24 protein-coding genes and 1 other annotated feature (1 of these 25 cut by a window edge) are annotated in these 26,000 nt (G+C 27.5%); all 24 genes read right to left on the minus strand.

The genetic code is table 11. The features are described from left to right. Nucleotides 1-7: 7 nt before the first annotated feature. The 24 genes from NG901_RS06480 to alaS all read right to left on the minus strand — a co-directional run bounded on the left by NG901_RS06480 (nt 8) and on the right by alaS (nt 25,812). Entirely contained in the window at nt 8-898 is an 891-nt protein-coding gene (locus NG901_RS06480; protein ID WP_252212923.1) for a phosphate ABC transporter substrate-binding protein, read from the minus strand. A gap of 322 nt (nt 899-1,220) precedes the next feature. Next, nucleotides 1,221-2,915: a HAMP domain-containing sensor histidine kinase gene (locus NG901_RS06485; protein ID WP_252212924.1), complete on the minus strand. Its 1,695-nt coding sequence runs from the start codon at nt 2,913-2,915 to the stop codon at nt 1,221-1,223. Next, nucleotides 2,915-3,619: a winged helix-turn-helix domain-containing protein gene (locus tag NG901_RS06490; RefSeq protein WP_252212925.1), complete on the minus strand. Its 705-nt coding sequence runs from the start codon at nt 3,617-3,619 to the stop codon at nt 2,915-2,917. Before NG901_RS06490 ends, NG901_RS06485 begins: the two co-directional genes overlap by 1 nt. 11 nt (nt 3,620-3,630) lie before the next feature. Continuing rightward, nucleotides 3,631-4,323, minus strand: a complete 693-nt coding sequence (gene pgeF, locus NG901_RS06495) for a peptidoglycan editing factor PgeF (protein ID WP_252213067.1) — start codon at nt 4,321-4,323, stop codon at nt 3,631-3,633. Between the two features lie 228 nt (nt 4,324-4,551). Beyond that, on the minus strand, nt 4,552-5,004 hold the full coding sequence (nrdR, locus tag NG901_RS06500) for a transcriptional regulator NrdR (protein WP_252212927.1): 453 nt from the start codon (nt 5,002-5,004) through the stop codon (nt 4,552-4,554). Between the two features lie 69 nt (nt 5,005-5,073). Continuing rightward, nucleotides 5,074-5,346 (minus strand): YlmC/YmxH family sporulation protein, encoded by a 273-nt coding sequence (locus tag NG901_RS06505; protein WP_012424744.1) that lies wholly within the window; start codon nt 5,344-5,346, stop codon nt 5,074-5,076. A gap of 303 nt (nt 5,347-5,649) precedes the next feature. Then, nucleotides 5,650-6,423, minus strand: a complete 774-nt coding sequence (gene sigG / locus NG901_RS06510; protein WP_012425713.1) for an RNA polymerase sporulation sigma factor SigG — start codon at nt 6,421-6,423, stop codon at nt 5,650-5,652. Between the two features lie 81 nt (nt 6,424-6,504). Then, on the minus strand, nt 6,505-7,212 hold the full coding sequence (gene sigE, locus NG901_RS06515) for an RNA polymerase sporulation sigma factor SigE (protein WP_252212928.1): 708 nt from the start codon (nt 7,210-7,212) through the stop codon (nt 6,505-6,507). A 12-nt stretch (nt 7,213-7,224) separates the two neighbouring features. Continuing rightward, nucleotides 7,225-8,025 carry a sigma-E processing peptidase SpoIIGA gene (locus tag NG901_RS06520; RefSeq protein ID WP_252212930.1) on the minus strand — a complete coding sequence of 267 codons (801 nt, stop codon included), beginning with the start codon at nt 8,023-8,025 and terminating at the stop codon, nt 7,225-7,227. A gap of 300 nt (nt 8,026-8,325) precedes the next feature. Continuing rightward, complete coding sequence (gene ftsZ / locus NG901_RS06525) at nt 8,326-9,468, minus strand: cell division protein FtsZ (protein WP_252212932.1); 1,143 nt, start codon at nt 9,466-9,468, stop codon at nt 8,326-8,328. Nucleotides 9,469-9,481: 13 nt separating this feature from the next. Then, nucleotides 9,482-10,735, minus strand: a complete 1,254-nt coding sequence (locus tag NG901_RS06530; protein WP_252212934.1) for a cell division FtsA domain-containing protein — start codon at nt 10,733-10,735, stop codon at nt 9,482-9,484. A gap of 93 nt (nt 10,736-10,828) precedes the next feature. Continuing rightward, nucleotides 10,829-11,860, minus strand: a complete 1,032-nt coding sequence (locus NG901_RS06535; RefSeq protein ID WP_252212936.1) for a type IV pilus twitching motility protein PilT — start codon at nt 11,858-11,860, stop codon at nt 10,829-10,831. A gap of 165 nt (nt 11,861-12,025) precedes the next feature. Beyond that, the gene (gene sigK / locus NG901_RS06540) at nt 12,026-12,724 is read right to left on the minus strand and encodes an RNA polymerase sporulation sigma factor SigK (protein WP_252212938.1); all 699 of its coding nucleotides are present in this window, start codon (nt 12,722-12,724) and stop codon (nt 12,026-12,028) included. A gap of 82 nt (nt 12,725-12,806) precedes the next feature. Then, on the minus strand, nt 12,807-14,321 hold the full coding sequence (locus NG901_RS06545) for a penicillin-binding transpeptidase domain-containing protein (protein ID WP_252213069.1): 1,515 nt from the start codon (nt 14,319-14,321) through the stop codon (nt 12,807-12,809). Nucleotides 14,322-14,490: 169 nt separating this feature from the next. Beyond that, nucleotides 14,491-15,726 (minus strand): peptidase U32 family protein, encoded by a 1,236-nt coding sequence (locus tag NG901_RS06550; RefSeq protein WP_252212940.1) that lies wholly within the window; start codon nt 15,724-15,726, stop codon nt 14,491-14,493. 6 nt (nt 15,727-15,732) lie between these two features. Next, complete coding sequence (locus tag NG901_RS06555; protein ID WP_252212942.1) at nt 15,733-16,377, minus strand: O-methyltransferase; 645 nt, start codon at nt 16,375-16,377, stop codon at nt 15,733-15,735. A gap of 19 nt (nt 16,378-16,396) precedes the next feature. Continuing rightward, nucleotides 16,397-17,425, minus strand: coding sequence for an endolytic transglycosylase MltG (mltG, locus tag NG901_RS06560; protein ID WP_252212944.1), 1,029 nt, complete (start codon nt 17,423-17,425; stop codon nt 16,397-16,399). A gap of 96 nt (nt 17,426-17,521) precedes the next feature. Further along, nucleotides 17,522-19,348, minus strand: a complete 1,827-nt coding sequence (gene typA / locus NG901_RS06565; protein ID WP_252212946.1) for a translational GTPase TypA — start codon at nt 19,346-19,348, stop codon at nt 17,522-17,524. 195 nt (nt 19,349-19,543) lie between these two features. After that, nucleotides 19,544-21,211, minus strand: a complete 1,668-nt coding sequence (locus tag NG901_RS06570; RefSeq protein WP_252212948.1) for a ribonuclease J — start codon at nt 21,209-21,211, stop codon at nt 19,544-19,546. A 64-nt stretch (nt 21,212-21,275) separates the two neighbouring features. Next, the gene (locus NG901_RS06575; RefSeq protein ID WP_252212950.1) at nt 21,276-21,740 is read right to left on the minus strand and encodes a Fur family transcriptional regulator; all 465 of its coding nucleotides are present in this window, start codon (nt 21,738-21,740) and stop codon (nt 21,276-21,278) included. 43 nt (nt 21,741-21,783) lie between these two features. Further along, nucleotides 21,784-22,050 (minus strand): DUF1292 domain-containing protein, encoded by a 267-nt coding sequence (locus NG901_RS06580; RefSeq protein WP_252212952.1) that lies wholly within the window; start codon nt 22,048-22,050, stop codon nt 21,784-21,786. 209 nt (nt 22,051-22,259) lie between these two features. Then, entirely contained in the window at nt 22,260-22,673 is a 414-nt protein-coding gene (ruvX, locus tag NG901_RS06585; RefSeq protein WP_003373859.1) for a Holliday junction resolvase RuvX, read from the minus strand. A 49-nt stretch (nt 22,674-22,722) separates the two neighbouring features. Then, nucleotides 22,723-22,980 carry an IreB family regulatory phosphoprotein gene (locus tag NG901_RS06590; protein ID WP_003372947.1) on the minus strand — a complete coding sequence of 86 codons (258 nt, stop codon included), beginning with the start codon at nt 22,978-22,980 and terminating at the stop codon, nt 22,723-22,725. A gap of 192 nt (nt 22,981-23,172) precedes the next feature. Continuing rightward, nucleotides 23,173-25,812, minus strand: a complete 2,640-nt coding sequence (gene alaS / locus NG901_RS06595; RefSeq protein ID WP_252212953.1) for an alanine--tRNA ligase — start codon at nt 25,810-25,812, stop codon at nt 23,173-23,175. Nucleotides 25,813-25,917: 105 nt separating this feature from the next. Beyond that, nucleotides 25,918-26,000 (minus strand) — a binding site (T-box leader) (it continues 99 nt past the right edge of the window).

Here is a 26,000-nt window from a genome sequence, read left to right on the forward strand (position 1 = left end):
TAAATTATTATTTTTCTTTTATTTCAGCTCCTGAAATAAATCCTAAACTTTCTATGCTTTCCTTATTATCTTCACTTGTTATAAAATTTATAAATTCTTGACTTAATCCTTCTGCTTCACCTTTTGTATACATATGACCCCATGACCAAAAAGAATAACTTCCGTCTTTTATATTTTCATTATGTGCAGATACTCCATCAATACTCGTAACTTGTAATATTTCTTTAGCATCAGCTGTATTCATATAAGAAAGAGCTAAATAACTTATTGCTCCATCATTTTGTTTCATCGCAGTAAGAACTGCACCATTTGAATCTTGAACTGCCCCTAAAGAATCATTTTCTAATGACTTATTTCCATCTAATATTTTATTTTCAAATGTACCTCTTGTTCCAGATCCTGATTTTCTATGAATTAAGAATATTTCTTTATCTGGGCCTCCAACGTCCTTCCAATTTGTTATTTTTCCTGAAAATATTCCTTTTAATTGTTCTTTACTTAAATTTGTAACTCCTAATGATTTATTTACAACAATTCCAAAACCTTGACCTATAACTTTATGATCTACTAATTCTTTAGATTGCGCTTCATCTAATTTTTCTTCTGCAAATATATCTGAATTTCCAATATCAACTGTCCCTTCTAATACTTGAGTAAGACCTGTTCCTGAACCACCTGCTTGCGCACTTACTGCAGCATTAGGATTTATTTCATTAAATTTTTCAATTGATTGCTCCATTAATGGTAATAATGCCGATGATCCGCTTACCGTTATTGATCCACTTATTCCATTTCCTGCCTCACTTGCACTATCTTCAGATCCACATCCGACCATGCTTCCTCCAATCATAGTTATTAATAATGCGCTGACTATAAGTTTTAAAGTATTTTTTTTCATATAAAATTCCTCCATCAACTTTTTTTACATTAATTAATTCTTTTATACTTATAATATAACCAGTAAGTTAAGCTATTATTAGATTAAAGTTAACTTTTATTAGGACTACGTTAAATGAATTTAACATTGGAAAATATCAATACCTTACTACAGCATATCCTAAAATTTAAATTAATTTTATAAAATCTATGCAAAATAAAATAAGCTGAAAATTTTACTTTTCAGCTTATTTTAATAATTGGCTATGTTTTAAATATGTGTTTATCTATGCAATATGTAAAGTGACGTATATCAACACAACACTAAAACATACTCTAATAATTTATATATATTTTATCCTCACTTTAAATGTGCTACCTTCACCTAATGTACTTTTAACATTTATATCTCCATTAAATGTTTTAACTATATGTTTTACAATAGCTAGTCCTAATCCTGTTCCACCCTTTTTTCGTGATTTATCCACTCTATAAAATCTTTCAAATATTCTTGGCAAGTCTTCTTTAGGTATACCTATTCCATTATCACTAACTTCTAAATAATAATATCCTCGTTTACTATAACTTATCACTTTAACATTTGAGCCATTCTCTGAATATTTTATAGCATTTTCAACTAAATTTAATGTTAGCTGATAAAATTTGTCCTTATCTCCTAATATAAGTTCTTGATTATCATCATAAAATTCCAAATTTATTTCTTTATTATTAGCAAGTTTTCTTATCATATTTACAACATCTTCTATTATAGTTTTAGGTAAAAATTCATCATTTTGAATTGATATATTACTCTCAATACTAGAAAGTACTAAAATATCATTTATTAATCTTGATAATCTTTCTGATTCCTTGTCTATTATATTTAAAAATTTTTCTCTAGTTTCATCATCTTCTACATATCTTAATGTTTCTGCAAAACCTTTAATAGATGTTAATGGTGTTTTTAACTCATGAGACACATTTGCAACAAATTGAGTTCTCATAAGTTCAAGTTTTTTTATATCAGTTATATCCTGTATCGTTATAACTTTACCTATCATCTCTATTCCGTTTATTATATTTGATTTTTTTATCTTTAAATCACGTTCTATTGGATGAAGTATTTTTATTTCTTTATCTATTTCATAATCCTCTTCTAAAAAAGTATTTATATCATAATCTGAAATATACTCAATTATGGATTCACCTAAAATATTTTTCTTTATACCAAATATTCTTTCTGCATAAGGATTAATAGATATTACAATATTATTATTATCTACTGCAATAACACCACTTTCCATACTTCTTAAAATAGATTCTATTCTAGTTTGTTTGTCAACTATCTCATGCATTTTCATTTGAAGCTGATCTGCCATATTATTAAAACTTTCTCCTAAATTTCCAAGTTCATCTTTACTATTTATTTTAGCTCTTATTTTATAATCTCCATTAGCCATCTTGTGAGTCACTGATTCTAAATCTTTAATTGGCTCAATAATCATCTTTATCAATTTTAAACATAATGATATAGAAAAAAACATTACAACAGTTATTATCCCTATACAATATTTTATATTTTTATTTTGGAACGTTTTTACCATATTAACAGGAACTGAACTTACCACCATTAAATTATTATTTAATTTTGTAGCATAATATATTAAATTAATATTACCATCTTCACTATACTTAGTTGATGATCCTTCTCCACTTTCTATAGCTTGTTGAAATTCTTTATTATTCTTATAATTATTTTCTAATTCATTTTCCATATCATATAATACAATTCCATTTGTATCAAGTAATGTAAATCTAACTGGTGCATTGTTTATTTTTATTTCTCTAAAATCTTGTTTATTGATATTATTTAATGAATCTAAGTTATCTAATTGACCAATAAGTAAGTTAAAATTTCTAAGTTCATTTTTCGTATCTCTAATTTGTTGAAAATTACTTAACAACACAAAAAAAGAAGTTACTATTATAAGAGCAAAAAAAACTGTCATCATTGATGATATTAATATTTTCTTTTTCATTATTTATCAATTGGGTTAAACCTGTAACCTACTCCTCTAATGGTTTCTATAAATTTAGGATTTTTATCGTCTTCTTCTATCTTCTTTCTTAGATATCTTATATGTACATCTACTGTTCTAGTTTCCCCTATGTACTCATATCCCCATATTTTATCTAATAACGTTTCTCTTTGAAGAATTTTCCCTCTATTTTTTATTAATATTTTTAAGAGGTCAAATTCCTTTAAAGTCAATTCAATTTTTTGATTATTAATAAACACCTCATGTCTATCAAAATCTATTTTAAGGCCTTGAGACTCATATGAATTATTTTCAATGTCTGCCCCTGGATAAGTTCTTCTAAGAACAGCTTTAACTCGTGCTAATAATTCTCTTACAGAAAAAGGTTTAGTTATATAATCATCTGCACCTAATTCTAAACCTAAGATTTTATCAATTTCCTCTCCTTTTGCTGTCAATATTATTATTGATGTATTTTGAGTTTCTTTATCTTTTTTTACTTCTTTACAAACATCAAAACCATCTAATCCTGGTAACATTAAATCCAATAATATTAATTTAGGTTTTTCTATCTTTGCTATTTCAAGGGCATCTATACCATTATTGCAACAAAAGACCTTGTACCCTGCATTAATTAAATTAAACTTTAGTAATTCTATTATGTGTTCCTCATCATCCACTATCAATATTTTTTCATCAGACATAACTATTCTCCTTACTCTAAAATTATAAAAGTAAACATTCTACCATAATCCCCATTTGATTTTCTATATGAATGTAATTTAATTTTTTCACTACAATATGTACATAATTCTAAAGTATTTATATTCTCTTCTTTAACTCCTGAATTTCTTAAATCATTTAATATACATTCTTCTAAATTTAAATTATTTTTATTGAATAAATCCAACTCTTTAATTTCTTTCTTTTTTTTTAAAAACTTTTCTTTTAATTCCGCTGATACTTCATAACAACAACTTCTTATATGAGGTCCTATATAAGCTTTAATATTTTTAGGATTACACTTAAACTCATTCTTCATTTTTTCTATTGTTTTTAAAGTAATAGAATTAAATGTTCCTCTCCATCCACTATGAATTGCTGCTGATACCTTTTTAATCTCATCCACCAATATAACAGGAACACAATCCGCAGTAAAAACTCCAATAATAACATTTTTATTATCTGTTATTATTGCATCCCCTTCTTCATTTTTAATATCATTATTATTATAAATTAATATATTATCACTATGTACTTGTTTTAAATATACCACTTCGCTAACATTAAATTTATATTTCAGTGATTCTAATTGATTAATTCCTTCATCAGTATTCCTATTAAAACTCCTATTAAGTTCTGCATTTGAAAATACTATTTTGGCAGTATTGTCTAATTTTATTGTCATAAAATCTTCTATATTTTCTATTTCTTTTAAGTCTAATTTTTTCAGAATTATCCCCCCAAATTTATACATTAATTTTATCATTTATAAGTTTTATATTAATTGTATTAACTAACTTTTAACGTCTCTATAACATATATATAACATACTATTATATATATTAATATATAAAAAGGATTTGAAAGTTAAATCTAACATATTCAAAATCCTTTTTAAATAACTATTTTAATTTTAATTAACTACGAGATTCTTAATTTCTTCTAAGAAAGTATTTATATCCTTAAATTGTCTATAGACCGATGCAAATCTAACATATGATATTTCATCAACTTGTTTAAGTTTATCCATAACCATTTCACCTATATCTTTAGATGCAACTTCAGTAACCATTCTATTAGAAATTGATTTTTCTATTTCATAAGCTATATCTTCTATTTGTTTTCTTGAAACAGGTCTTTTTTGACAAGCAATAATAAGACCATTAATAATTTTTTCTTTATTAAAGTTTTCCCTAGTTAAATCTTTTTTAACAACTAAAACAGGAAAATCCTCTATTTTCTCATACGTAGTATATCTCTTATTACAATTTAAGCACTCTCTTCGTCTTCTAATTGTAGTATTATCATCTGTTGCTCTGGAATCAACAACTTTGCTTTCTTCAAAATTACAAAATGGACATTTCACTTTAATCACCTCTTTTACTTTAGTAAAAAGTATTTATAAATTTATTATATATAGTTTTTGTTCTGATTACTACCCATTATTAGAATCATACTCTGGAATATTATTTGATTTAACTAATATAACATCAACTCCAACTTTTACTATATCATTCCACTTAATTTCTATTTCATCATCTTTTAAAAACCACGATTTCATAGTTGTACTTGGTAAAATTAATGAAGTTATTTTATTTTCATCACAATCAACTTTAAAATCTTTTATAAAACCAAGTTTACGCCCTGTAGATATATCTATTATTTCCATAGATCTCATGGCATTAAGTGAATACATTTCTGCTTCCATAGTTATCCCCCTACCTATAAAAAATACTTTTATACATTAACACTGATTTGTAATACTCTTTCTTGTATAACACTAAATACAACATTTGCCTGCTAATGAATTCTAATTTATAAGTTTCAAATGAGTATTTAAATACATAAATTTTGTATTTAATTTGCTTTAAATACAAAGCAAACAGCAAATGAAACTAAAAAATTTATTTATTCTATATATTTATATGTATGATAACTTTACTTAATTACTTATATAATAAAAACTGATATTTGTTAAATATCAGTTTTTATTATACCATATGGATTAATTTTAAACATGTTTTCTCATATGCTTTAAAGCTGTTTTTTCCAGCCTAGACACTTGTGCTTGAGAAATGCCAATTTCATCTGCAACTTCCATTTGCGTTCTTCCCCTAAAAAATCTTAAATTTAAAATCAATTTTTCTCTATCTGTTAGCTTTTTCATAGCTTCCTTTATGGATATATTTTCAAGCCAACTTTCATCTGTATTTTTCGAATCACTTATTTGATCCATAACAAATATTGCATCTCCACCATCATGATAGATTGGTTCAAATAAAGATACCGGATCTTGTATTGCATCTAACGCAAATACAACTTCTTCTCTTGGTAGTTCTAGTTCTTTTGCAATTTGAGATATTGTTGGCTCTTTATTATTGTCCTTTATAAATTTATCTCTTACTATTAATGCCTTATATGCAATATCTCTTAATGATCTACTAACTCTTATAGAATTATTGTCTCTTAAATATCTTCTAATTTCTCCTATTATCATAGGTACTGCATAGGTTGAAAACTTAACATTTTGTGATAAATCAAAATTATCTATTGATTTCATCAAACCAATACATCCTACTTGAAATAAATCATCAACGTTTTCTCCTCTATTATTAAATCTTTGAATAACACTAAGTACTAATCTTAGGTTGCCTTTTATAAAGGTTTCTCTAGCACTTAAATCTCCTTTTTTTAATGCTAAAAGAAGTTGTTTCTTTTCTTTTTCTTTAAGCATTGGAAGTTTAGAAGTATTTACTCCACATATTTCCACCTTATTAATAATCATAAGTACCAACCCTTTCGGAAGTAATAATCTGCTGCATTAAAGATTATCTCCGATAGATAATACTTTTATACTAAAGACAAGCTAAATCATTTTGCTTATTTCTTTTTTTAGTCTTCTAATTATTTTTTTTTCTAATCTTGAAATGTAAGATTGAGATATTCCAAGCATATCCGCAACTTCCTTTTGAGTTTTTTCTCGTGTCCCATTTAGCCCAAATCTAAGTCTTACAATTTCTTTTTCTCTATCATTTAAAATTTTAAGTGCCATTAACAATAATTGCTTGTCAACTTCATCTTCAATTAAATTGTATACCTCATCATTTTCAGTACCTAAAATATCTGATAACAATAATTCATTTCCATCCCAATCTATATTTAAAGGTTCGTAAAATGAAATTTCTGCTTTTATTTTACTATTTCTCCTTAAATACATTAGAATTTCATTTTCTATACATCTAGATGCATATGTTGCTAATTTAATCTTTTTTTCTGGATTAAAAGTATTTACTGCTTTTATTAATCCAATAGTTCCTACTGAAATTAAATCTTCTACATGAACACCTGTATTTTCAAACTTTCTTGCTATATAAACAACTAGTCTTAAATTTCTTTCTATTAAGATACTTCTTATACTTTCGTCTCCATGCATAAGATTATTCACTAAGGTTTCTTCTTCATCTTTTGATAATGGTGGTGGAAGTGCATCGCTACCACCTACATAATATAGCTTTCTTCTAAATAATTTAAATCTAGATAATAACTTATTTAAAAATAAAATCATTCTTCTCATAATACACCCCTTTTATATTACTCCTCTTGATAACAATGCATTAAAATCATTTTCTTTACTTAACTTCTCATTACAAGGACATATGATAGCGTCCACTTCATTATAAAATTTTTCACCTTTTATTTTTATAGATTCTACCTTTATTCCTTTTAAATTACCTCCATACCCAATTGCACTATAAGGTATGTAATAGACATCCTTACAATTAAAATCAATTGTACTTATAAGATCCTTTTCTATTAAAATACATGGAAGATTGCTAACAGGCTCTCTTAGTTCATTACCAGTATCTAAGAAACCTTTTATATCATACATATTGTCAGATACCTTAAACTGTATACTAAACTTAAAATTATTCACCATTAATTTGTTTTTAATATATTCTATTAATCTATTACAAAACATATATATTATCATTCCACCTAATAGCAAATACTTCATTGAGTACTTGCTTATTTCAAAACTTTCTCCTAACAAATATTCATTTTGATTTAGTGAAAATAAAAAACATAATCCACTTAATGTAAATGTTAATAATAAAAATACACACATTGCTTTAATTGTATTAATAAAACCTTTTTTACCATAGCTTATCCTAATCATTATATATAAGATTATTATTCTACAAGGAAATGAAGTTAACACATTCAATTCAGGAAATAATAGTACAATCGTATACAATGCTCCTATAAATCCTGAACATATTAATAGAATATCTTTAACTTTATACTTTAGTATTTTCATTGTTAGTATCATAAGAAATAAATTAATTATAAAATTTTCTAAAATTAAAATATCTATATATACCTCCATACGAATCCCCCTATTGAGTTTTATTATAGACTTATATTAATTAAAAATTTGTCACAATAGCATACGATATTGCCATTTTTAGAACATAACTTTTTACATATATTTACATTTAGTTTTTAATAATCAATAATACTTTTATATTTAATCAATTACTATCTTTAATTGTATAACATAGATAAATTACTTTATAAAAAGTAATAACATGTATTAAAACAATAAAATTTGTATAAAGAAAAAAGCATGCAAGATTAATTAATCTCGCATGCTTTTCTTATATATAAATTCATAAAATACTAAGTATTAATGCTTTTTAGTTCTTCTTAAGAAAACAGGTATATCTAATAGATCATCATCATCAAAATTACTTTCTTGTTTAGGTTGTTCCACTGTCGCTGCAACTTCTGGTGTAGGAGCCTTAGGCTGTGGTACCTCTTCTCTTTGAGTTTGAGTAACCTTATTTATCACTTCTGAAGGAGCAATATTATTGTTAGGAACTTCAAATCCTGTAGCTATAACAGTAATTCTAATCTCCTCATTAAGTGTTTCATCAATTACTGCACCAACGATTATATTAGCATCAGGATCTACTGCTTCACGCACAACATCAGCTGCATCGTAAACTTCTAATGCACCTAAATCAACTCCACCTGTGAAGTTTATTATAACATCTGTTGCACCTTCAATTGATGTTTCTAATAATGGAGATGAAATTGCTTGATGAACTGCATCTTGAGTTCTATTATCTCCACTTCCAAAACCGACCCCCATATGAGCTAATCCTTTATTAAGCATAACTGCCTTTATATCTGCAAAGTCCGCATTAATTACACCAGTAATAGTAATTAGGTCAGAAATTGCCTGTACACCTTGTCTTAACACATCATCAGCTAATTTAAATGAATCTAATAATGTAGTCTTCTTATCTGCCATTCTAAGTAGTCTTTCATTTGGAATAATAACCAATGTATCTACTTTTTGTTTTAATGTTTCTATACCCATTTCTGCATGTCTCATTCTTCTCTTACCTTCAAATGGGAAAGGCTTTGTAACTACACCTACAGTTAATATTTCCATAGACTTAGCTATTTCTGCAACTATCGGAGCAGCACCAGTTCCAGTTCCGCCACCCATTCCTGCAGTTATAAATACCATATTAGCACCTTTTATTGCAGCTGAAATTTCTTCTTTACTTTCTTCTGCTGCTTTTTTCCCTATTTCAGGGTTAGCTCCAGCACCTAAGCCTTTTGTTAACTTTTCTCCAATTTGAATTTTTTGATCTGCATGTGAAAGCATTAATGCTTGTTTATCTGTATTAATTGCTATAAATTCTACATTTTTTAACCCTTCAACTATCATTCGATTTACAGCATTACTACCGCCACCTCCGCAGCCTATTACTTTTATATTAGTTAATTCTTGAATATCCCCATCAAAATCTAACAAAATAACTCCTCCTTTAGAAAATTCCCTCTAAAAAATCTCTGACTTTCTTTAAAACACTCTTACTTGCTTTGTTTTCTATTTTTTCTTCTTCATTTTTACTTATAACAATATCATTAACCTTCTGTGAATTTTTATACTCATATGAAATTAAATCTAAATTATCATAAACTTCCTTGACCACAGCTAAAGATGTTATATTCTCAGGATTTTTTATCCCTAAATCATCTTTTGTTATAACTGTAGCTGAAATTTTCAAAATATCATTAACGAAATTGCTTATATTCTCAAAATAATTTAATCCACTACCATATAGAATTATACTACAAATTCTATCATAATGACCAGTGTTTTTTAACTCTCTATTAATATAATTTAGTATTTCTTCAATTCTAGCATTAATAACTTCATAAAATAATGATTTTGATATCTTTAATGTTCCAACTTCTATTTCGTCCGCTATTTTATTATCTTTATACAAAGTTTCATAATTACTAGAATAAATTATTTTTATATTCTCAGCTTCCGAAAATGAAAGCTCTCCACAAATTGCCAAATCTTTAGAAATATTACTTCCGCCTAAAGGTATACTACCAATGTATTTAGGAATTCCATTACTAAATATAGCCATATCTATATTGCCTGCACCTATATCTACTAAAACTTTATCTCCTACATCATCCTCAGTTAAAAATATCTGTTTACCACACAATATATTTAACTTTATATTAGATAGATTGTAATTAGTGCCTTTAAAAATCTCATAATATTTAGTAATTTCATCTTTTAATCCTATTATTAAAGTTAAATTTATATCTAATTTATTACCTCGCCAATTTAATATATCTCTATGTAAAACTTTTCCATCCAAGATATAAAAATTAATCAACGTATCAATTAGAATTTCATTGTCACTAATAGAAGTAGCGTTTCTAGCCTTTTTTAATGCTTCATTTATATCTTCTTTTTTAGCGATCCCCTCTATTAATGAAATAGAAACAGTGACTTCAGTTATTCTAATATTTCTTGTTGATATCCCTGCTGAAATATTTTTTATCTTCCTACCACTTTTATCTTCTAAATCTTTTAAAAGAGTTTTTAAAACTTCTCGACACTTGTCAACATCTTTAATTATTCCTTTTTCAATTCCTTTAGATTTACAATACTTAACACCAAGTATTTGCATATCCTCTTCATCTTTTTTTGCTGCAAGAGAAGCTGATAGCTTCTTACTTCCAAAGTCTATTGATGCAATTATTTCTTCTTGCATTATTTTATTTCTTACCTCCTTGCAGAAAAGTATACTGTTTCCTATTTATATTCAACATAACAATTAAAATTCCTTTTTATTACTTTGTTAATTTTAATTATTGTTTGATTTCCATTTTATATACTCTTCTTTAACTATTATATTTTCATTAACCAATCTTTTCAAATCCATATCAATAGTTTGCATTCCATACTTAGACCCCATTTGAATAAAACTATTGATCTGCTCATAATTTCCCTCTCTTATTAAATTCTTTATACTAGTAGTGCATGTCATAATTTCTAGTGCTGCAGTTCTTCCAACACCTGTAGCATTAGGTAATAAAATTTGTGATACAACTCCTCTCAACAACGAAGAAAGTTGTACTTTAATTTCATTTTGTTCTTTATTATCAAAAGAGTTAATTATTCTATAAATACTATTAGCAGCTCCCATTGTATGAAGTGTTGAAAATACCAAATGACCTGTTTGAGCTGCTCTTAATGCCACTTCTATTGTTTCAGTATCTCTCATTTCTCCAATTAATATAACATCTGGATCTTGCCTTAATGCAGCTCTTAGTCCCATAACATAGCTCTTAGTATCTTGACCAACTTCTCTTTGATTTATTATTGATTTATTATTATCATAGATATACTCAATAGGATCTTCTAATGTAATTATATGTTTCTCTTTTGTGTTATTAATTTCATTTATCATGGCCGCGAGTGTTGTACTTTTACCTGATCCTGTAGGACCTGTTACTAATACTAATCCATCATTCAGTTTTGTAAAATCTTTTAGTATTTGTGCATTTGTTATATCACTAATTTTAGGTATACGTTGTTTTATCACTCTTAAACAAATAGAATAATTCCCTTTACACTTATATGCATTACCTCTAAAATTCCCCATACCTTCAGGTTGATACTTAAAATCAATATCCCCTTCTTCTAAAAATTCTTCAAATCTTTCTGGTGCTAGTTCTCTAATGTATTGAGCTACTGTTTCATGATTAATTACTAAGTTACTAGCACTTTTTAAATTACCATCTATTCTAATCATTGGAGGTAACCCAGAAGAAATATGAATATCAGAAACATTATTTAAATCAATGCTTTTTATCATTTTGTCGATATTTGACATACTCATCCCCCATTAAATATTAAAATATATTTTTAAAAAATAAAACCTTTTTTAATTTATTCTAAAAATAATCTTCCTATAATAAGATTATCATATTTTTCAATATAATTAATAGTTTTTTATATTAAAATAAGGTGCGCTTTTTAGCTACACCTTATTTTGACTTTAAATTTTACCAAATAATTCTTTTTTTAGTTTTTTTAAAGCTTTTTTTTCTATTCTAGATACATAAGAACGAGAAATTCCTAACATCCCTGCTATCTCCCTTTGAGTTTTTCTGTTTCCATCTATCAATCCATATCTCATTATAAGTATTGTACTTTCTCTTTTAGTTAAAGAATCTTTAATTTTTTTATATAGGTCTTTGATCTGTAGGTTATTCTCTACTTTTTCTAAAACCGAATCACTATCACTACTTAATATATCGATAAGACAAATTTCATTTCCTTCCTTATCTACTCCAATAGGATCTTGCAGATATACTTCACTTTTTTGTTTTTTATTATTTCTAAACAACATTAAGATTTCATTTTCTATGCACCTAGAGGCATAAGTAGCAAGTCTAGTACCCTTACTAGAATCAAACGAATCAATCGCTTTAATTAATCCAACAGTTCCAATAGAGATTAATTCATCTACATCTTTATTAGGAAAAGAATATTTCTTTACTATATGTGCTACCAATCTTAAGTTTCTTTCAACTAAAACACCCTTGGCTGTCTTATCTCCATCTTTAAGTCTTTTTAAGTATTCTTCCTCTTCACTTTCATTAAGCGGGTTGGGAAATGTATTTCCGCTACTTATATATCCTGTTAAAAATAGAGAATTACATATCAATTCTATGAAACCATTTAATACAAACACCTTTTTCCTCCATAACAGTGCTTGATACTATAATATGTTTAGAAATTAAAAAAGTTGCTTATTCATTTCTATTTTATTATATTTATTTATTATTTAATGTTTTAACTATATCTTTAAATATGGGAGCAGCCGTGTCTCCTCCACCAAGTTCCACATTAGTTGCTAAATTTTGTAGTTCTATATTCGGTATAAATACTACCATAGTATATGTTTTGTTATTAAATTTAAAATACCCTGAAAACCATCCATGTGTATTTCCATCACTAGCTGTAGCTGAACCTGTTTTTCCGCCTATATCTAAATCTGCTATATATGCTTTTATTCCTGTACCTCTTACTACAACCTCTTTCATTCCATCTTTAACAAGTCTTGATGTTATTTCACTATAAATTTTTTTCTCATCACTTTTAAATTCTTTTACTACATTATCATTTTTATCTAAAATACTTTCTACAATATACGGCTTTACATATATTCCATTGTTCACTACAGTATTTACAGCCCCTAACATTTGAACTGGCGAAACATTCATACATTGACCTATTGATATATTGTTCATTCCTGCATCTTCTTTAGGTTTTATTCCACAAGTTTCATTTTTATTTTCTCCTTCTAAGTTTAAAACTCTATTATACAAACCTTGTTCTTTAGAATATTCCATCAACTTATCATATCCTACTAAAGAACCAATTTTAGCAAATATATCATTACAAGATCTTACTAATGAATTTTTGACTGTTAATCTTCCATGACCTTCCCTACATATATTTCCACTACAATTGAATGTATCATTTACATTTACCAAACCCATTTCTAATGCAGAGGCCAATGTAATTATTTTATATATTGATCCTGGTTCATACCCAATTTCTTGGATACCCAAGTTTATATTAGCTTCACTTTCATCTTTTTGTACTAAAGCTCTTATCTTTCCAGTATCACTTTCTATGATACTTACTCCAACATTTTTTAAATACTTATATTCTTCTTTTTCAAGTATACTTCTTATTTTATCTTCCATATCTTTATCAATAGTTAATTTCAAATTATTATTATCATCATTTATATTAACTACTTCTTTAGCATATACAGACTTATTATCTAAATAAAAATTTTTTTTAGGCAAATCATTATTTTTTAGGTATCCTTGAAGATTTTCTTGCAAAGATCCTTCAACTTGATTTTCATCTAATATATTAGCTAAAAAGCTACTAACACTCCATGCTTTTTTTGTATCTACTTCATCAAAGATATATGTGTAAATTCCTTTTATATTTTGAAGTTTATTTATTTTATTATAAGTTTCTTCTGAAATATTATAATAAATCTTTCCTTGTGATTTCATTATTTCTGCATAATTAAAATCAGGATTTTCAGATTTCATTATAAAATTTAAAGCCATTAAATCCTCTAGTGTCTCCTCATAATTATTCAAACTAAAAGGCTTAATATCAACAACTAAAACATATTTTTTATTATACTTCATCAAATCTTTTCCATTAGTATCTAAAATCATGTATTTTATATTACTTATATTTTCCATTTGATGATTTTGATAAGATACCTGTACTTTTTCTGATGGATGTACCTGTAACATATACAATCTCATACTCAACACTATTATTAGTGTAATAAAAAAAGCCAGAATCTTTAGCAATCTCTTCTTTATGCTATATTTATCAGTAAAAATAAAAAACACCTCTCTTCAGCTTAAATTTTAGCCTTAGATAAGGTGTTTTATTCAAAAATAAAATATTTTATTTATTTTATAATGAAAGTACTTTATTAGATTTTACTAACATATCATTTTTTTGTAATGGTTTTTCAACTTTCACTTTAAATATCATATGTGCTCTATTGGCAACATCAGTTTTAACATTTTTTTCTGCATCAAACATATCTAAAAGTTTAACTTTAAAATATGGTGTATGCGGTCTTAATATCTCTACTTCATCATTTTCAAATACTCTATTTTTTTGTAGTATTGTAGCTATTTTAGTTTCAGGATCATATTCTTTAACCATACCTACAATATCATAGTCTCTTACATAAGATGATTCTTCATAATTTTGTTCACCCATTCTACCTAAGAAGAAACCAGTATGATATTTTCTATGGCTTATTTTATTTAATGTATCCATCCACTCTTCTTTAAATTTATAATTTTCTGGATCTTCCCAATAAGCATCTAGTGCCTCTCTATATGCTTTTACAACAGAAGCTACATAAAATTCACTTTTCATTCTACCTTCTATTTTAAATGAGTATATTCCACTTTGTACAAGTTCTGGTATATAATTAATCATACATAAATCTTTAGAGTTCATTATATATGTACCATTTTCATCTTCAACTACTGGATAATATTCACCTGGTCTTGTTTCTTCCATAAGATGATATTTATATCTACATGCATTTGAACATACTCCTTTATTAGAATCTCTTCCAAGCATATAATTAGATATTAAACATCTTCCTGAATACGCTATACACATTGAACCATGCACAAATGCTTCTATATCACAATCCTCTGGAATATTAGATGTTATTGTTTTTATTTCATTAAAAGTTAATTCCCTTGCTAATACAACTCTCTTTACTCCTAAATCATGCCAAAACTTAGTTGCTACCCAGTTAACAGTATTTGCTTGAGTACTTAAATGTAGTTCAAGATCTGGAGCAGCTTCTTTTGCTATAGCAATTAATGATGGATCTGCTACAATAATTGCATCCACACCTAAATCATATAAGCTTTTAATATATTCTCCTGCACCCTTTAAATCCTGATTTCTTGCGAAAACATTTAAAGTAACATATACTTTTTTACCTCTTTCGTGACAATACTTTATTCCTTCTGCCATTTCTTCATTAGTAAAATTATTTGAAAACGCCCTTAAATTTAGTTTTCCTCCACCTAAATATACAGCATCTGCTCCAAAATCTATTGCAATTTTTAATTTTTCTAAATTTCCAGCTGGTGCTAAAATTTCTGGTTTTCTCATTTTAAATTACCTCCTTTTTGTCACTGCAATACCATCTCCCATAGGTATTACTGTTGTTATTAGCTTTTCATCACTAGTAACCATGTCTAAATATGTTCTCATTCTTTTAACTATAGTTATCTTTCTTCTTTTAACAAGCTCATTAGAAGCTACCATACCTCTAAATAAAACATTATCAGCTATAATAATCCCATCTTGTTTTAACAATCTTAAACAATGTGGAAGAAAATGATTATAGTGACCTTTACCTGCATCCATAAATATTAAATCAAAAGGTTCTTCTAATTTTTCTAAAACTTCAAGACAATCGCCTTGTTCTATTTTTATCTTATCTTCTAAATTAAATTTTTTCAAATTTAATTTAGCAAATTCTATCATTTTTTCATCTCTCTCAATTGTTATAATTTCTGGATTAGTTTTTGCAGCTTCATACATTAATATAGATGAAAAACCTATAGCTGTACCAAGTTCTAAAATTCTAAGTGGTTTTTTCATATTTACCATAAACTCTAAAAATACCCCTGTTTCTTTTTGAACTATAGGAACAGCATTTTCTTTTGCAAAATCTTCTATTTCTTTTAATATTCCTTTTCTATCAGGAATTAAACCTCTTATATAATCTTCCATATAATCATATGTAATTTTACTCATTTAAATCCTCCATACTAAACTAATATCCCAATTCTTCTTTTTTCTTTAAAAAATCATCATAACTATCAGTAAAATAATGATATCCATCTTCTTTTAATATATAAAACAAATAATTTGTTTCTTTAGGAAATAATGTAGCTCTTATAGATGCCTTACCTGGATTTGCTATTGGTCCTATTGGTAAGCCAACATATTTATATGTATTATATAAGGAGTTAACTTCCAAATGCTTATTTAATACTACATCTACATGATAACCAAGTCCATATATTACTGTGGCATCTAATTGCAATTTCATATTGTCTTTTAATCTATTATAAACAACAGAAGAAATTAAATCTCTATCATAATCATATCTAGCTTCTTTTTCTATCATTGACGCAATAGTTATTAATTTTTCAATTTCATTGTCTTTTATGTCAATTCCATCTTCATTTTCAATTTCTACTAATACTTCTAAAAATCTATTAAACATTAAGTCAACTACTGATTCTGCATTAGAACCATTTTTAATAAAATATGTATCTGGATATAAGAACCCCTCTAAATTGTATCTCTTATTAGAATCTTCTTTTATAAAACTTGGTAATTTATAACTCTTTATTGCATTTATAAAATCTTCTTTCGAACAAATTCCTTCTTCTTCAATTTTAGAAGATATTTGATCTATTGTATATCCTTCTGGAATTACTAATTTCTTAACATTTTTATTGTCTTCTTGATTGTTTAATGTATTTATTAATTGTGACAAATTAACATTAGAGTTAACTTCATATATCCCCTCTTGAAGATTCATGTCTTTTTTATTAAACATTAAATTAAGTTTTATAAAATACTTATTAGATAATTTATTTTCTCTATTTAACCTATCCAATATTGAATAAATTCCTTCGCCATGTCTAACTTCTATAGAAATTACATCTTCATTTCCCTTTAGAGGTTTTGATATACTCTTTTTATATGAAAATAATAATATAGCACATAAAACTATTAAAAAAAGACTTAAAGTTAATATGATGTTCTTTTTAAAGGATTTAAGCTTCTTCATAAAGTTCCTCCGTAATATATAATAAAGTAAATAGTCATAAGACCATTTACTTTATTATAATATCTTTTTATATTATTTTAAACATAAGAACTTATATTATTTTTTACTTCTGCTTACTAATTTCTTTCTTTCAGAACTACCTAATACAGTTTTTCTCATTCTTATATTCTTTGGTGTAACTTCTACTAATTCATCATCATTTATGAATTCTAAACATTGTTCAAGCTTCATTTCTAATGGTGGAATTAATTTTACTGCTTCATCAGCACCTGAAGATCTTGTATTAGTAAGTTTTTTACCTTTACAGATATTAATATCTATATCCTCTGCTCTAGATGATACACCTACAACCATTCCTTCATATACTGGAAGACCTGATGTTATAAATAATTGTCCTCTTTCTTGAGCATTAAATAATCCATAAGCAATAGATTCTCCATCTCCAAATGAAACTATAGATCCTCTACTTCTAGTTGGAATTTCACCTTTATATCTATCATAGCTATGGAATACATGGTTCATTATACCATTTCCCTTAGTATCAGTCATAAATTCATTTCTGAATCCAATTAATCCTCTTGCTGGAACTATAAATTCTAATCTTGTATATCCGTTAACAGCTGATGTCATATTAACCATTTCAGCTTTTCTTGGTCCTAATTTTTCCATAACTGGTCCCATGAATTCTTCTGGAACATCAATTGTTAAATATTCCATCGGTTCTTCTTTATGACCATTTTCTTCTTTAAATATAACACTTGCTTTTGAAACTTGGAATTCATAACCTTCTCTTCTCATTGTTTCAATAAGTACTGAAAGATGAAGTTCTCCTCTACCTGAAACTTCAAAGCAATCTGGTGTAAGTTCTGTTACTCTTAAACTTACGTTCGTTTCTAATTCTTTAAATAATCTATCTCTTAAATGTCTTGATGTAACGAATTCTCCTTCTTTTCCTGCAAAAGGTGAATTGTTTACCATAAAGTTCATGCTAAGAGTTGGCTCATCTATATTTACAAATGGTAAAGCTTCTGGATTTTGAGAATCTGCAATAGTTTCTCCTATGTTTGCATCAGTAACACCACTTACTGCAACTATATCTCCAAGTGCTGCTTCATCTGCTTCTATTCTTTTTAATCCATCATAAGTAAATACACTTGTTATCTTATAATTTGCTGTACTTCCATCAATTTTTACTAAGGCAACTGTTTGGTTTTTCTTCACTTTTCCTCTGTGAATCTTACCTATAGCAATTTTACCAACATATTCGTTTGTATCTAATGTAGTAACTAACATTTGTAATGGTTCGTCTATGTAACCTTCTGGTGCTTGAACATGTTCTATTATCTTTTCAAATAAAGGAATCATGTCATTGTTAGTATCCTCAACATTATTTCTAGCAAAACCTTCTCTAGCTGATGCATATATGATTGGGAAGTCTAATTGTTCATCATTTGCTCCTAATTCTAAGAATAAATCAAAAACTTCATCTATAACTTCTTCTGGTCTTGCATCTGGTTTATCTATTTTATTTATTACAACTATTGGTTTTAATCCTAATTCTAAAGCTTTCTTTAAAACGAACTTAGTTTGAGGCATAGGACCTTCATATGAATCTACTACTAATAAAACCGAATCAACCATTTTCAATACACGTTCAACTTCTCCACCGAAATCCGCATGTCCTGGAGTATCTACTATATTTATCTTAATATCCTTATATTGTACTGCTGTATTTTTTGAAAGAATAGTGATTCCTCTTTCTTTTTCTAAATCATTTGAATCCATTACTCTTTCTTGTACTTTTTCATTACTTCTAAAAACATGGCTTTGCTTTAATAGGGCATCTACTAAAGTTGTCTTACCATGGTCAACGTGAGCAATAATTGCTATATTTCTTATATCTTCTCTCTTTATTAGTTCCATGTAAATTCCTCCAAAAATAATTATTTAATGTATGGACAGTTTAATTTTTACTCTATGTAAACCTATAACTTTTTTTCTCCAAAAGAAAATTGGATACAAAAAAGTATCCAATCTTCTATAACCACTGTTTTTTATTTTAAACTGTTATTCTACAAAAGTCAACTCAATTATACACGATACTCTTTACCAATAATTTTAAATTTCCATAATTATTGGTAAAATCATTGGTTTTCTTTTTGTTTTTTCATAAAGAAGTTCTCTTAATTCATCTCTCATTCTAGATTTCAATGTAGCCCAATCAGTAATATTCTTTTCTTCACAATCTTTTAAAACTTTTCTAACAAGTTCTTTTGCTTGATCCATAAGACCTTCTGATTCTCTTACATATACAAATCCTCTTGAAATTATATCTGGACCTGCAATTACATTAGCAGTATGTCTTTCCATTGTAACTACAACAGTCAATATACCATCTTGTGATAGATGTTTTCTATCTCTTAATACTATATTTCCAACATCTCCTACCCCTAATCCATCTACAAATACTTGCCCAGCTGAAACAGTACAGCTTTTCTTAATGCTCTTTCTTGTAACTTCTATTACATCACCATTTTCAGGTATTAAAAGATTTTTTTCTGAAAGTCCAAGACTTATAGCCAATTCTCCATGTTGCTTTAAGTGTCTATATTCTCCATGTACTGGAATAAAGAATCTTGGTTTTACTAGTCTTTGCATTAATTTTAATTCTTCTTGGCAAGCATGACCAGAAACATGTACTTTTTCTAAAGACTCATATATTACTTCAGCACCTTTTTTAAATAACTGATTAATAACTTTAGAAACTAGTTTTTCATTACCTGGAATTGGCGTTGCTGAAATAATTACAGTATCACCTTCAATTATATTTATCTTTTTATGTTCAGATGCTGCCATTCTAGCTAATGCTGACATTGGCTCTCCTTGGCTTCCTGTTGTTATTATAACAATTTTTTCATTTGGATATTTTGATATTTGATCTACAGATACAAATACATCTTTTTCTATAGTTAAATATCCTAATTCTATTGCAACTTGAACTATATTTTCCATACTTCTTCCAGATACCGCAACTTTTTTGCCATAAATTTGTGCTGCTGTTATGATTTGTTGAATTCTATGAACATTTGATGCAAATGTAGCAACTATAATTCTGCCTTTCGCATTATCAAAAAGCCTAATAAAACTCTCACCCACTGTTTTTTCTGACATTGTATAACCTGGTCTTTCAACATTTGTTGAATCTGCTAACATTGCTAAAACGCCTTTTTTACCTAATTCTGCAAATCTTGCAAAATCCATTATTTCTCCATCAATTGGAGTATAATCGATTTTAAAATCCCCCGTATGAAGTACCGCTCCAAGTGGTGTATGAACTGCAATTGCTACTGAATCTGCAATTGAGTGATTGGTTTTTATAAATTCTACTGAAACATTATTTAACTTTATCGTATCTCTTGGCTTTATTGTAACTAATTCTGTAGTTGAAAGTAAACCGTGCTCTTTCAATTTTGTTTCAACGATTCCAAGAGTAAGTTTAGTACCATAAATAGGAACATTAAGTTGTTTTAAAACGTAAGGTAATGCACCTATGTGGTCCTCATGCCCGTGTGTTAAAAATATTCCTCTAACTCTATCTTTGTTTTTAATAAGGTATGAAACATCCGGAATAACAATATCAATCCCAAACATATCGTCATCTGGGAATTTAAGTCCACAGTCAATTACTACGATATCTTCTTTATATTCAATGGCTGTGATGTTCTTACCGATTTCATTTATACCACCTAAAGGAATAATTTTAACCTTAGCTCTTTCGTTTTTCATGTTTCCCCTCCTTCTTCTTTTAATATTTTATAATTAAAGACTTCTTAATTTATAAGAAATTCTTTTATTCATTTTTATTTTTTTCTTGACACTCTTCACATAATCCATAAAATTTAACACTATGATCAGATATTTTAAATTTGTATTGTGTCTCTATTTGTGTTTCCAAATCCTCTAATAAATCATCTTCAACTTCTAAGACTTTATTACATATATTACATACAAGATGATGATGTCTATGAGTTTCATTAGAGTGAACTAACTCGTATCTACTACAACCGTCATTCAATTCTAATCTGCATATTATACCTAATTCCTCTAAAAGAATAATAGTTCTATATACAGTTGCTAATCCTATTTCAGGACAACTTTTTTTAACTTCATCATATATTTCTTCTGCTGTTAAATGCTTTCCTTCTGTCTCAATAATGGCATTAACAATAGATCTTCTTTGCGCAGTTAATTTATACCCTTTTCTTTTTAAGTCTTCTTTCAAGGCATTCATATCTATTGAAGTTGATTGCTCCATAATAACACCTCACTTTATAAAATATAAGTTAATTTATAAAATTTTACTCTTGTTCTGACATAACAAGATTATATGCTTCTTCAACTAAATCAAATTCTTTTTCATCTTCTATTGAAACAAGAGTTTCATTGCCATCTTCATCAGATATAACTTTTAATACAAATGCTTCATCACATTCATCATTTTCTGCCGGAGTCACTACAACATATTCCCCATTTATTTCGTCTATTTGGAAATAAGTTATCACCTTAAATTTAATTTGTTCTCCTTGTTCATCTAATAATTCTATATATTCTACGTCTTTTTGCATTTTAAATGCTCCTTCCATAACTCTTATATTTTCTGTTCACATAACTAATATAAACAATACTCTTAATTCTATAAGTTCAAGATTTATTACTCTTTTAAAGTATATTAATTATATGCTTAAAGATATCCATTCTCAATTTTCATATTTTAATCATAACTCTATATGAAACCAAGAACTTTGTCTATATTAATCTGTTATAAATTTCAATATTATTTAGATATTCTATCTAAATATCCTTGAAGTATGTATGTTGATGCCACCTTATCAACTATCTTTTTTCTCTTACTTCTTGAAAGATCTGCTTCAAGCATAGCTTTATGAGCTGCAACTGTTGTTAAACGTTCATCCCAAAATTCTACTTTTATATTTAAAGCTTCTTCTACTAGTTTGCCCATTTCCATAGCTATTTCTCCTGATGGTCCTATTGTTCCATTCATGTTTTTAGGAAGTCCTATAACTATAGTTTCTACTTTATATTCATCACAAATTTTTCTTAATTCTTCCATGTCTTTTTCTTTATTTGCTCTTCTTATTGTAGTTATACCTTGTGCTGTAAAGCCTAGTGGATCAGATATAGCTACTCCTATAGTTTTTTTTCCTAAGTCTAAACCTAATATTCTCAAATTAAAGCACCTCTTAAAAAATAAGAGCGCCCGCTAATACGGGCACTCTTTACTTTATCTCTAAATAAGATTTTATAACTTCTTCAAGTATTTCATCTCTTTCAAGCTTTCTTACTAAAGCTCTTGCTCCGTTGTAATTCGTAATGTAAGTAGGGTCTCCTGAAATTAAATATCCAACTAGTTGATTTATAGGATTATAACCCTTTTGTTGTAGTGAATCATAAACCTCTGTTAATATTGCTTTTGTTAAAGCTTCCTTAGTCTTGTTTAAATCAAATTGCATTGTATGTTCAATATTTTTACTCATAAGATTGCTGCTCTTGCAGCTCACCCCCTTACAATATATCAAAAAGAAACTATTTCCATATATAGCATCACCATAATTATTATAAATTATTCATTTATTCACATATTAATGAAATATGATTCTTAATGACAAATTTATATTATATACAGTATTCTTATATATTATTATAACCTATATTTATTAAAAAGTATACTACTTTACTAAAGTTTCAACTATTTTATAAACAGAATCAAGTGCTTCACTTATTTTTTCTGGTAATTTACCTCCAGCTTGGGCCATATCTGGTCTTCCACCACCGCCTCCGCCAAGGATCGTTGCTGCTTCTTTAATTACTTTACCACAATGAGCTCCTTTTGATACTGCTTCTTTATCAGCCATAGCACATATTACAACTTTTCCATCTATTGAACTTGTAAGTAAAGTTAATGAATTATTAACTTTATCTCTAACTTTTTCACAAAGTCCTCTTAATGCCTCTCCATCAACATCTTTTAATCCATAAGTAACTATATTTATACCTTTAACATCTTTAGCTGAGTTAATTATATCATTAATTTCCATTGAAGCAAATTTAGATTTTAAGTTAGTAATTTCTTTTTCTTTTTCTTTCATTTCTTTAGATTGTTGATCTAATTTACTTGTAATTTCTTTTTCTGAACATTTTAATTTTCCTGAAATTTGTTTTAATAATTCAGCTTTTTCATTTACTAATTTATATGCTTCCATTCCAGTTACAGCTTCTATTCTTCTTGTTCCAGCTGCTATTCCATTTTCAGATATTATTTTAAATAATCCAATTTTACCTGTATTATCTATATGAGTTCCCCCACATAATTCTTTAGAATATTCTCCAGCACATACTACTCTTACTTTTTCAGCATATTTATCATCAAATATACCTACAGCTCCTGAATTTTTAGCTTCTTGTAAGTCCATTTCTGTAGTATTAACAGGTGTAACACTCATTATAGCTTCATTTACTAATTGTTCCACCTTTAATAATTCTTCTTCTTTTACACCTTCAAAATGAGAGAAGTCAAATCTTAATCTATCAGCACTAACATATGAACCTGCTTGATGAACATGAGAACCTAATACTTTAACTAATGCTGCATCTAAAAGATGTGTAGCTGTATGATTTCTCTTTATATTTTCTCTTCTAGCATTATCAACTTCTAATGTTACTTTATCTCCAACTTTAAGTTCTCCGCTTATAGCTTCAACAAAATGAATTATCTTGCCACCGATATTTTTCTTAGTATCTAAAACTTTGCCCTTAAAGTTTTCATTGTGTATTATACCTGTATCTCCTATTTGGCCACCCATTTCAGCATAGAAAGGAGTAACATCTGTAACTACAACAGCATTATTACCTTCTGTTATTGAATCTGTAAAATCTTCTCCATTAACTAAAGTTTTAACTTCAGCAATTAAGCTATCATTTTCATATCCATCAAAAGTAGTTTCAATTTCACCTGAGATTATATCTAATGTTTTTACATCTGTTCCCATATAATTAGAAGTTTTTCTTGCACTTCTAGCTCTTTCTCTTTGTTCCTTCATTTCTTCATGGAAACCGTCCTCATCAAGAGATAAGCCTTCATCTTCTAATATTTCTTTTGTAAGTTCCATTGGGAATCCAAAGGTGTCATATAATTTAAATCCATCGGCACCTTTTAAAACTTTTTCATTGTTTTCTTTTAATTCGCTTATAAGATTATTTAGTATTTCCATACCAGAATCTAAAGTTTCTCTAAACTTATCTTCTTCTATTTTTATAACCTTTTTAATATACTCTTTTTTCGCTTCTAAATCTGGATACGCACTACTACAATCTCTAATAACTACATCACATAAGTTACAAAGGAATGCATCTTTAATACCAAGAGTTTTTCCATGTCTTGCAGCTCTTCTAAGTAATCTTCTTAAAACATATCCTCTTCCTTCATTTGATGGCATAATGTCATCTGAAATCATGAAAGTTATTGATCTAATATGATCAGTTATAATTCTTAAAGACACATCAATTTTATTGTCTTCTCCATATTTAACACTTGCAAGATTTCCAACTTCTTTTAATATATTTTCTAATGTATCAATTTCAAATATGCTATTTTTGTTTTGCATTACAACTGCAAGTCTTTCAAGACCCATTCCAGTATCTATATTAGTACTAGCTAATTTTTCATAATTACCTTTCCCATCACCATCAAATTGAGTGAATACAAGATTCCAAACTTCTATAATCTTATCTGCATCACTAAGTTCTACAAACTCTTCTGAATTCGTTGGTACTTCATCAGTTCTGCTAAAATGAATTTCTGTACAAGGACCGCAAGGACCTGCGCCATGTTCCCAAAAATTATCTTCTTTACCTAATCTAAATATATGAGATTTGTCTACATCAGTAAGAGTAGTCCAATATTCATATGCTTCATCATCATCTAAATATATAGTTACATACAATTTTTCTTTAGGTAATTTTAAAATACCAGTTAAAAATTCCCAAGCCCATGGAATAATTTCTTTCTTAAAGTAATCTCCAAATGAAAAATTTCCAAGCATTTCAAAGAATGTACCATGTCTGCTTGTTATTCCTACATTATCAATATCACCTGTTCTAACACATTTTTGACAAGTAGTAATTCTCTTCTTAGGTGGTTCTTGTAAACCAGTAAAATACGGCTTTAATGGAGCCATACCAGCATTTATTAACAATAAGCTTTTATCATTTTGTGGAACTAAAGAAAAACTTTCTAATTTTAAATGATCCTTACTTTCAAAAAATTTTAAATATGCATCTCTTAAATCATTTGTCTTTGTAAATTTCATAACTTTTCCTCCATAAATATGTATTTGTCTTTTTGATTTTATTAGATTTTCAAACTTAAAACATATGTATAATTTCATATACAAAAAAAGCTCTCTCCCTTATAACAAAGGGACGAAAGCTATTATTTCCGCGGTACCACCCTAATTATGCATTAATAAATATTAATACATCACTTAGTAATTTATAG

The sequence above is a fragment of the Clostridium sp. CMCC3677 genome, assembly GCF_023845585.1.
Taxonomy (GTDB): domain Bacteria; phylum Bacillota; class Clostridia; order Clostridiales; family Clostridiaceae; genus Clostridium; species Clostridium aquiflavi.

Bases quoted from the DNA above. Each gene is read 5' to 3' on its own strand.
- alaS (WP_252212953.1), bottom strand. From the start codon at position 25,812: ATGAAATTTACAAAGACAAATGATTTAAGAGATGCATATTTAAAATTT.
- NG901_RS06535 (WP_252212936.1), bottom strand. From the start codon at position 11,860: ATGTCAAATATCGACAAAATGATAAAAAGCATTGATTTAAATAATGTT.
- NG901_RS06490 (WP_252212925.1), bottom strand. From the start codon at position 3,619: ATGTCTGATGAAAAAATATTGATAGTGGATGATGAGGAACACATAATA.
- NG901_RS06485 (WP_252212924.1), bottom strand. From the start codon at position 2,915: ATGAAAAAGAAAATATTAATATCATCAATGATGACAGTTTTTTTTGCT.
- sigE (WP_252212928.1), bottom strand. From the start codon at position 7,212: ATGAGAAGAATGATTTTATTTTTAAATAAGTTATTATCTAGATTTAAA.
- NG901_RS06520 (WP_252212930.1), bottom strand. From the start codon at position 8,025: ATGGAGGTATATATAGATATTTTAATTTTAGAAAATTTTATAATTAAT.
- NG901_RS06580 (WP_252212952.1), bottom strand. From the start codon at position 22,050: ATGCAAAAAGACGTAGAATATATAGAATTATTAGATGAACAAGGAGAA.
- NG901_RS06505 (WP_012424744.1), bottom strand. From the start codon at position 5,346: ATGGAAGCAGAAATGTATTCACTTAATGCCATGAGATCTATGGAAATA.
- NG901_RS06555 (WP_252212942.1), bottom strand. From the start codon at position 16,377: ATGAGTAAAATTACATATGATTATATGGAAGATTATATAAGAGGTTTA.
- typA (WP_252212946.1), bottom strand. From the start codon at position 19,348: ATGGAACTAATAAAGAGAGAAGATATAAGAAATATAGCAATTATTGCT.
- NG901_RS06550 (WP_252212940.1), bottom strand. From the start codon at position 15,726: ATGAGAAAACCAGAAATTTTAGCACCAGCTGGAAATTTAGAAAAATTA.
- NG901_RS06575 (WP_252212950.1), bottom strand. From the start codon at position 21,740: ATGGAGCAATCAACTTCAATAGATATGAATGCCTTGAAAGAAGACTTA.
- mltG (WP_252212944.1), bottom strand. From the start codon at position 17,425: ATGAAGAAGCTTAAATCCTTTAAAAAGAACATCATATTAACTTTAAGT.
- NG901_RS06530 (WP_252212934.1), bottom strand. From the start codon at position 10,735: ATGCAAGAAGAAATAATTGCATCAATAGACTTTGGAAGTAAGAAGCTA.
- pgeF (WP_252213067.1), bottom strand. From the start codon at position 4,323: ATGACAATAAAATTAGACAATACTGCCAAAATAGTATTTTCAAATGCA.
- NG901_RS06590 (WP_003372947.1), bottom strand. From the start codon at position 22,980: ATGAGTAAAAATATTGAACATACAATGCAATTTGATTTAAACAAGACT.
- sigG (WP_012425713.1), bottom strand. From the start codon at position 6,423: ATGATTATTAATAAGGTGGAAATATGTGGAGTAAATACTTCTAAACTT.
- NG901_RS06570 (WP_252212948.1), bottom strand. From the start codon at position 21,211: ATGAAAAACGAAAGAGCTAAGGTTAAAATTATTCCTTTAGGTGGTATA.
- NG901_RS06545 (WP_252213069.1), bottom strand. From the start codon at position 14,321: ATGTTACAGGTACATCCATCAGAAAAAGTACAGGTATCTTATCAAAAT.
- NG901_RS06480 (WP_252212923.1), bottom strand. From the start codon at position 898: ATGAAAAAAAATACTTTAAAACTTATAGTCAGCGCATTATTAATAACT.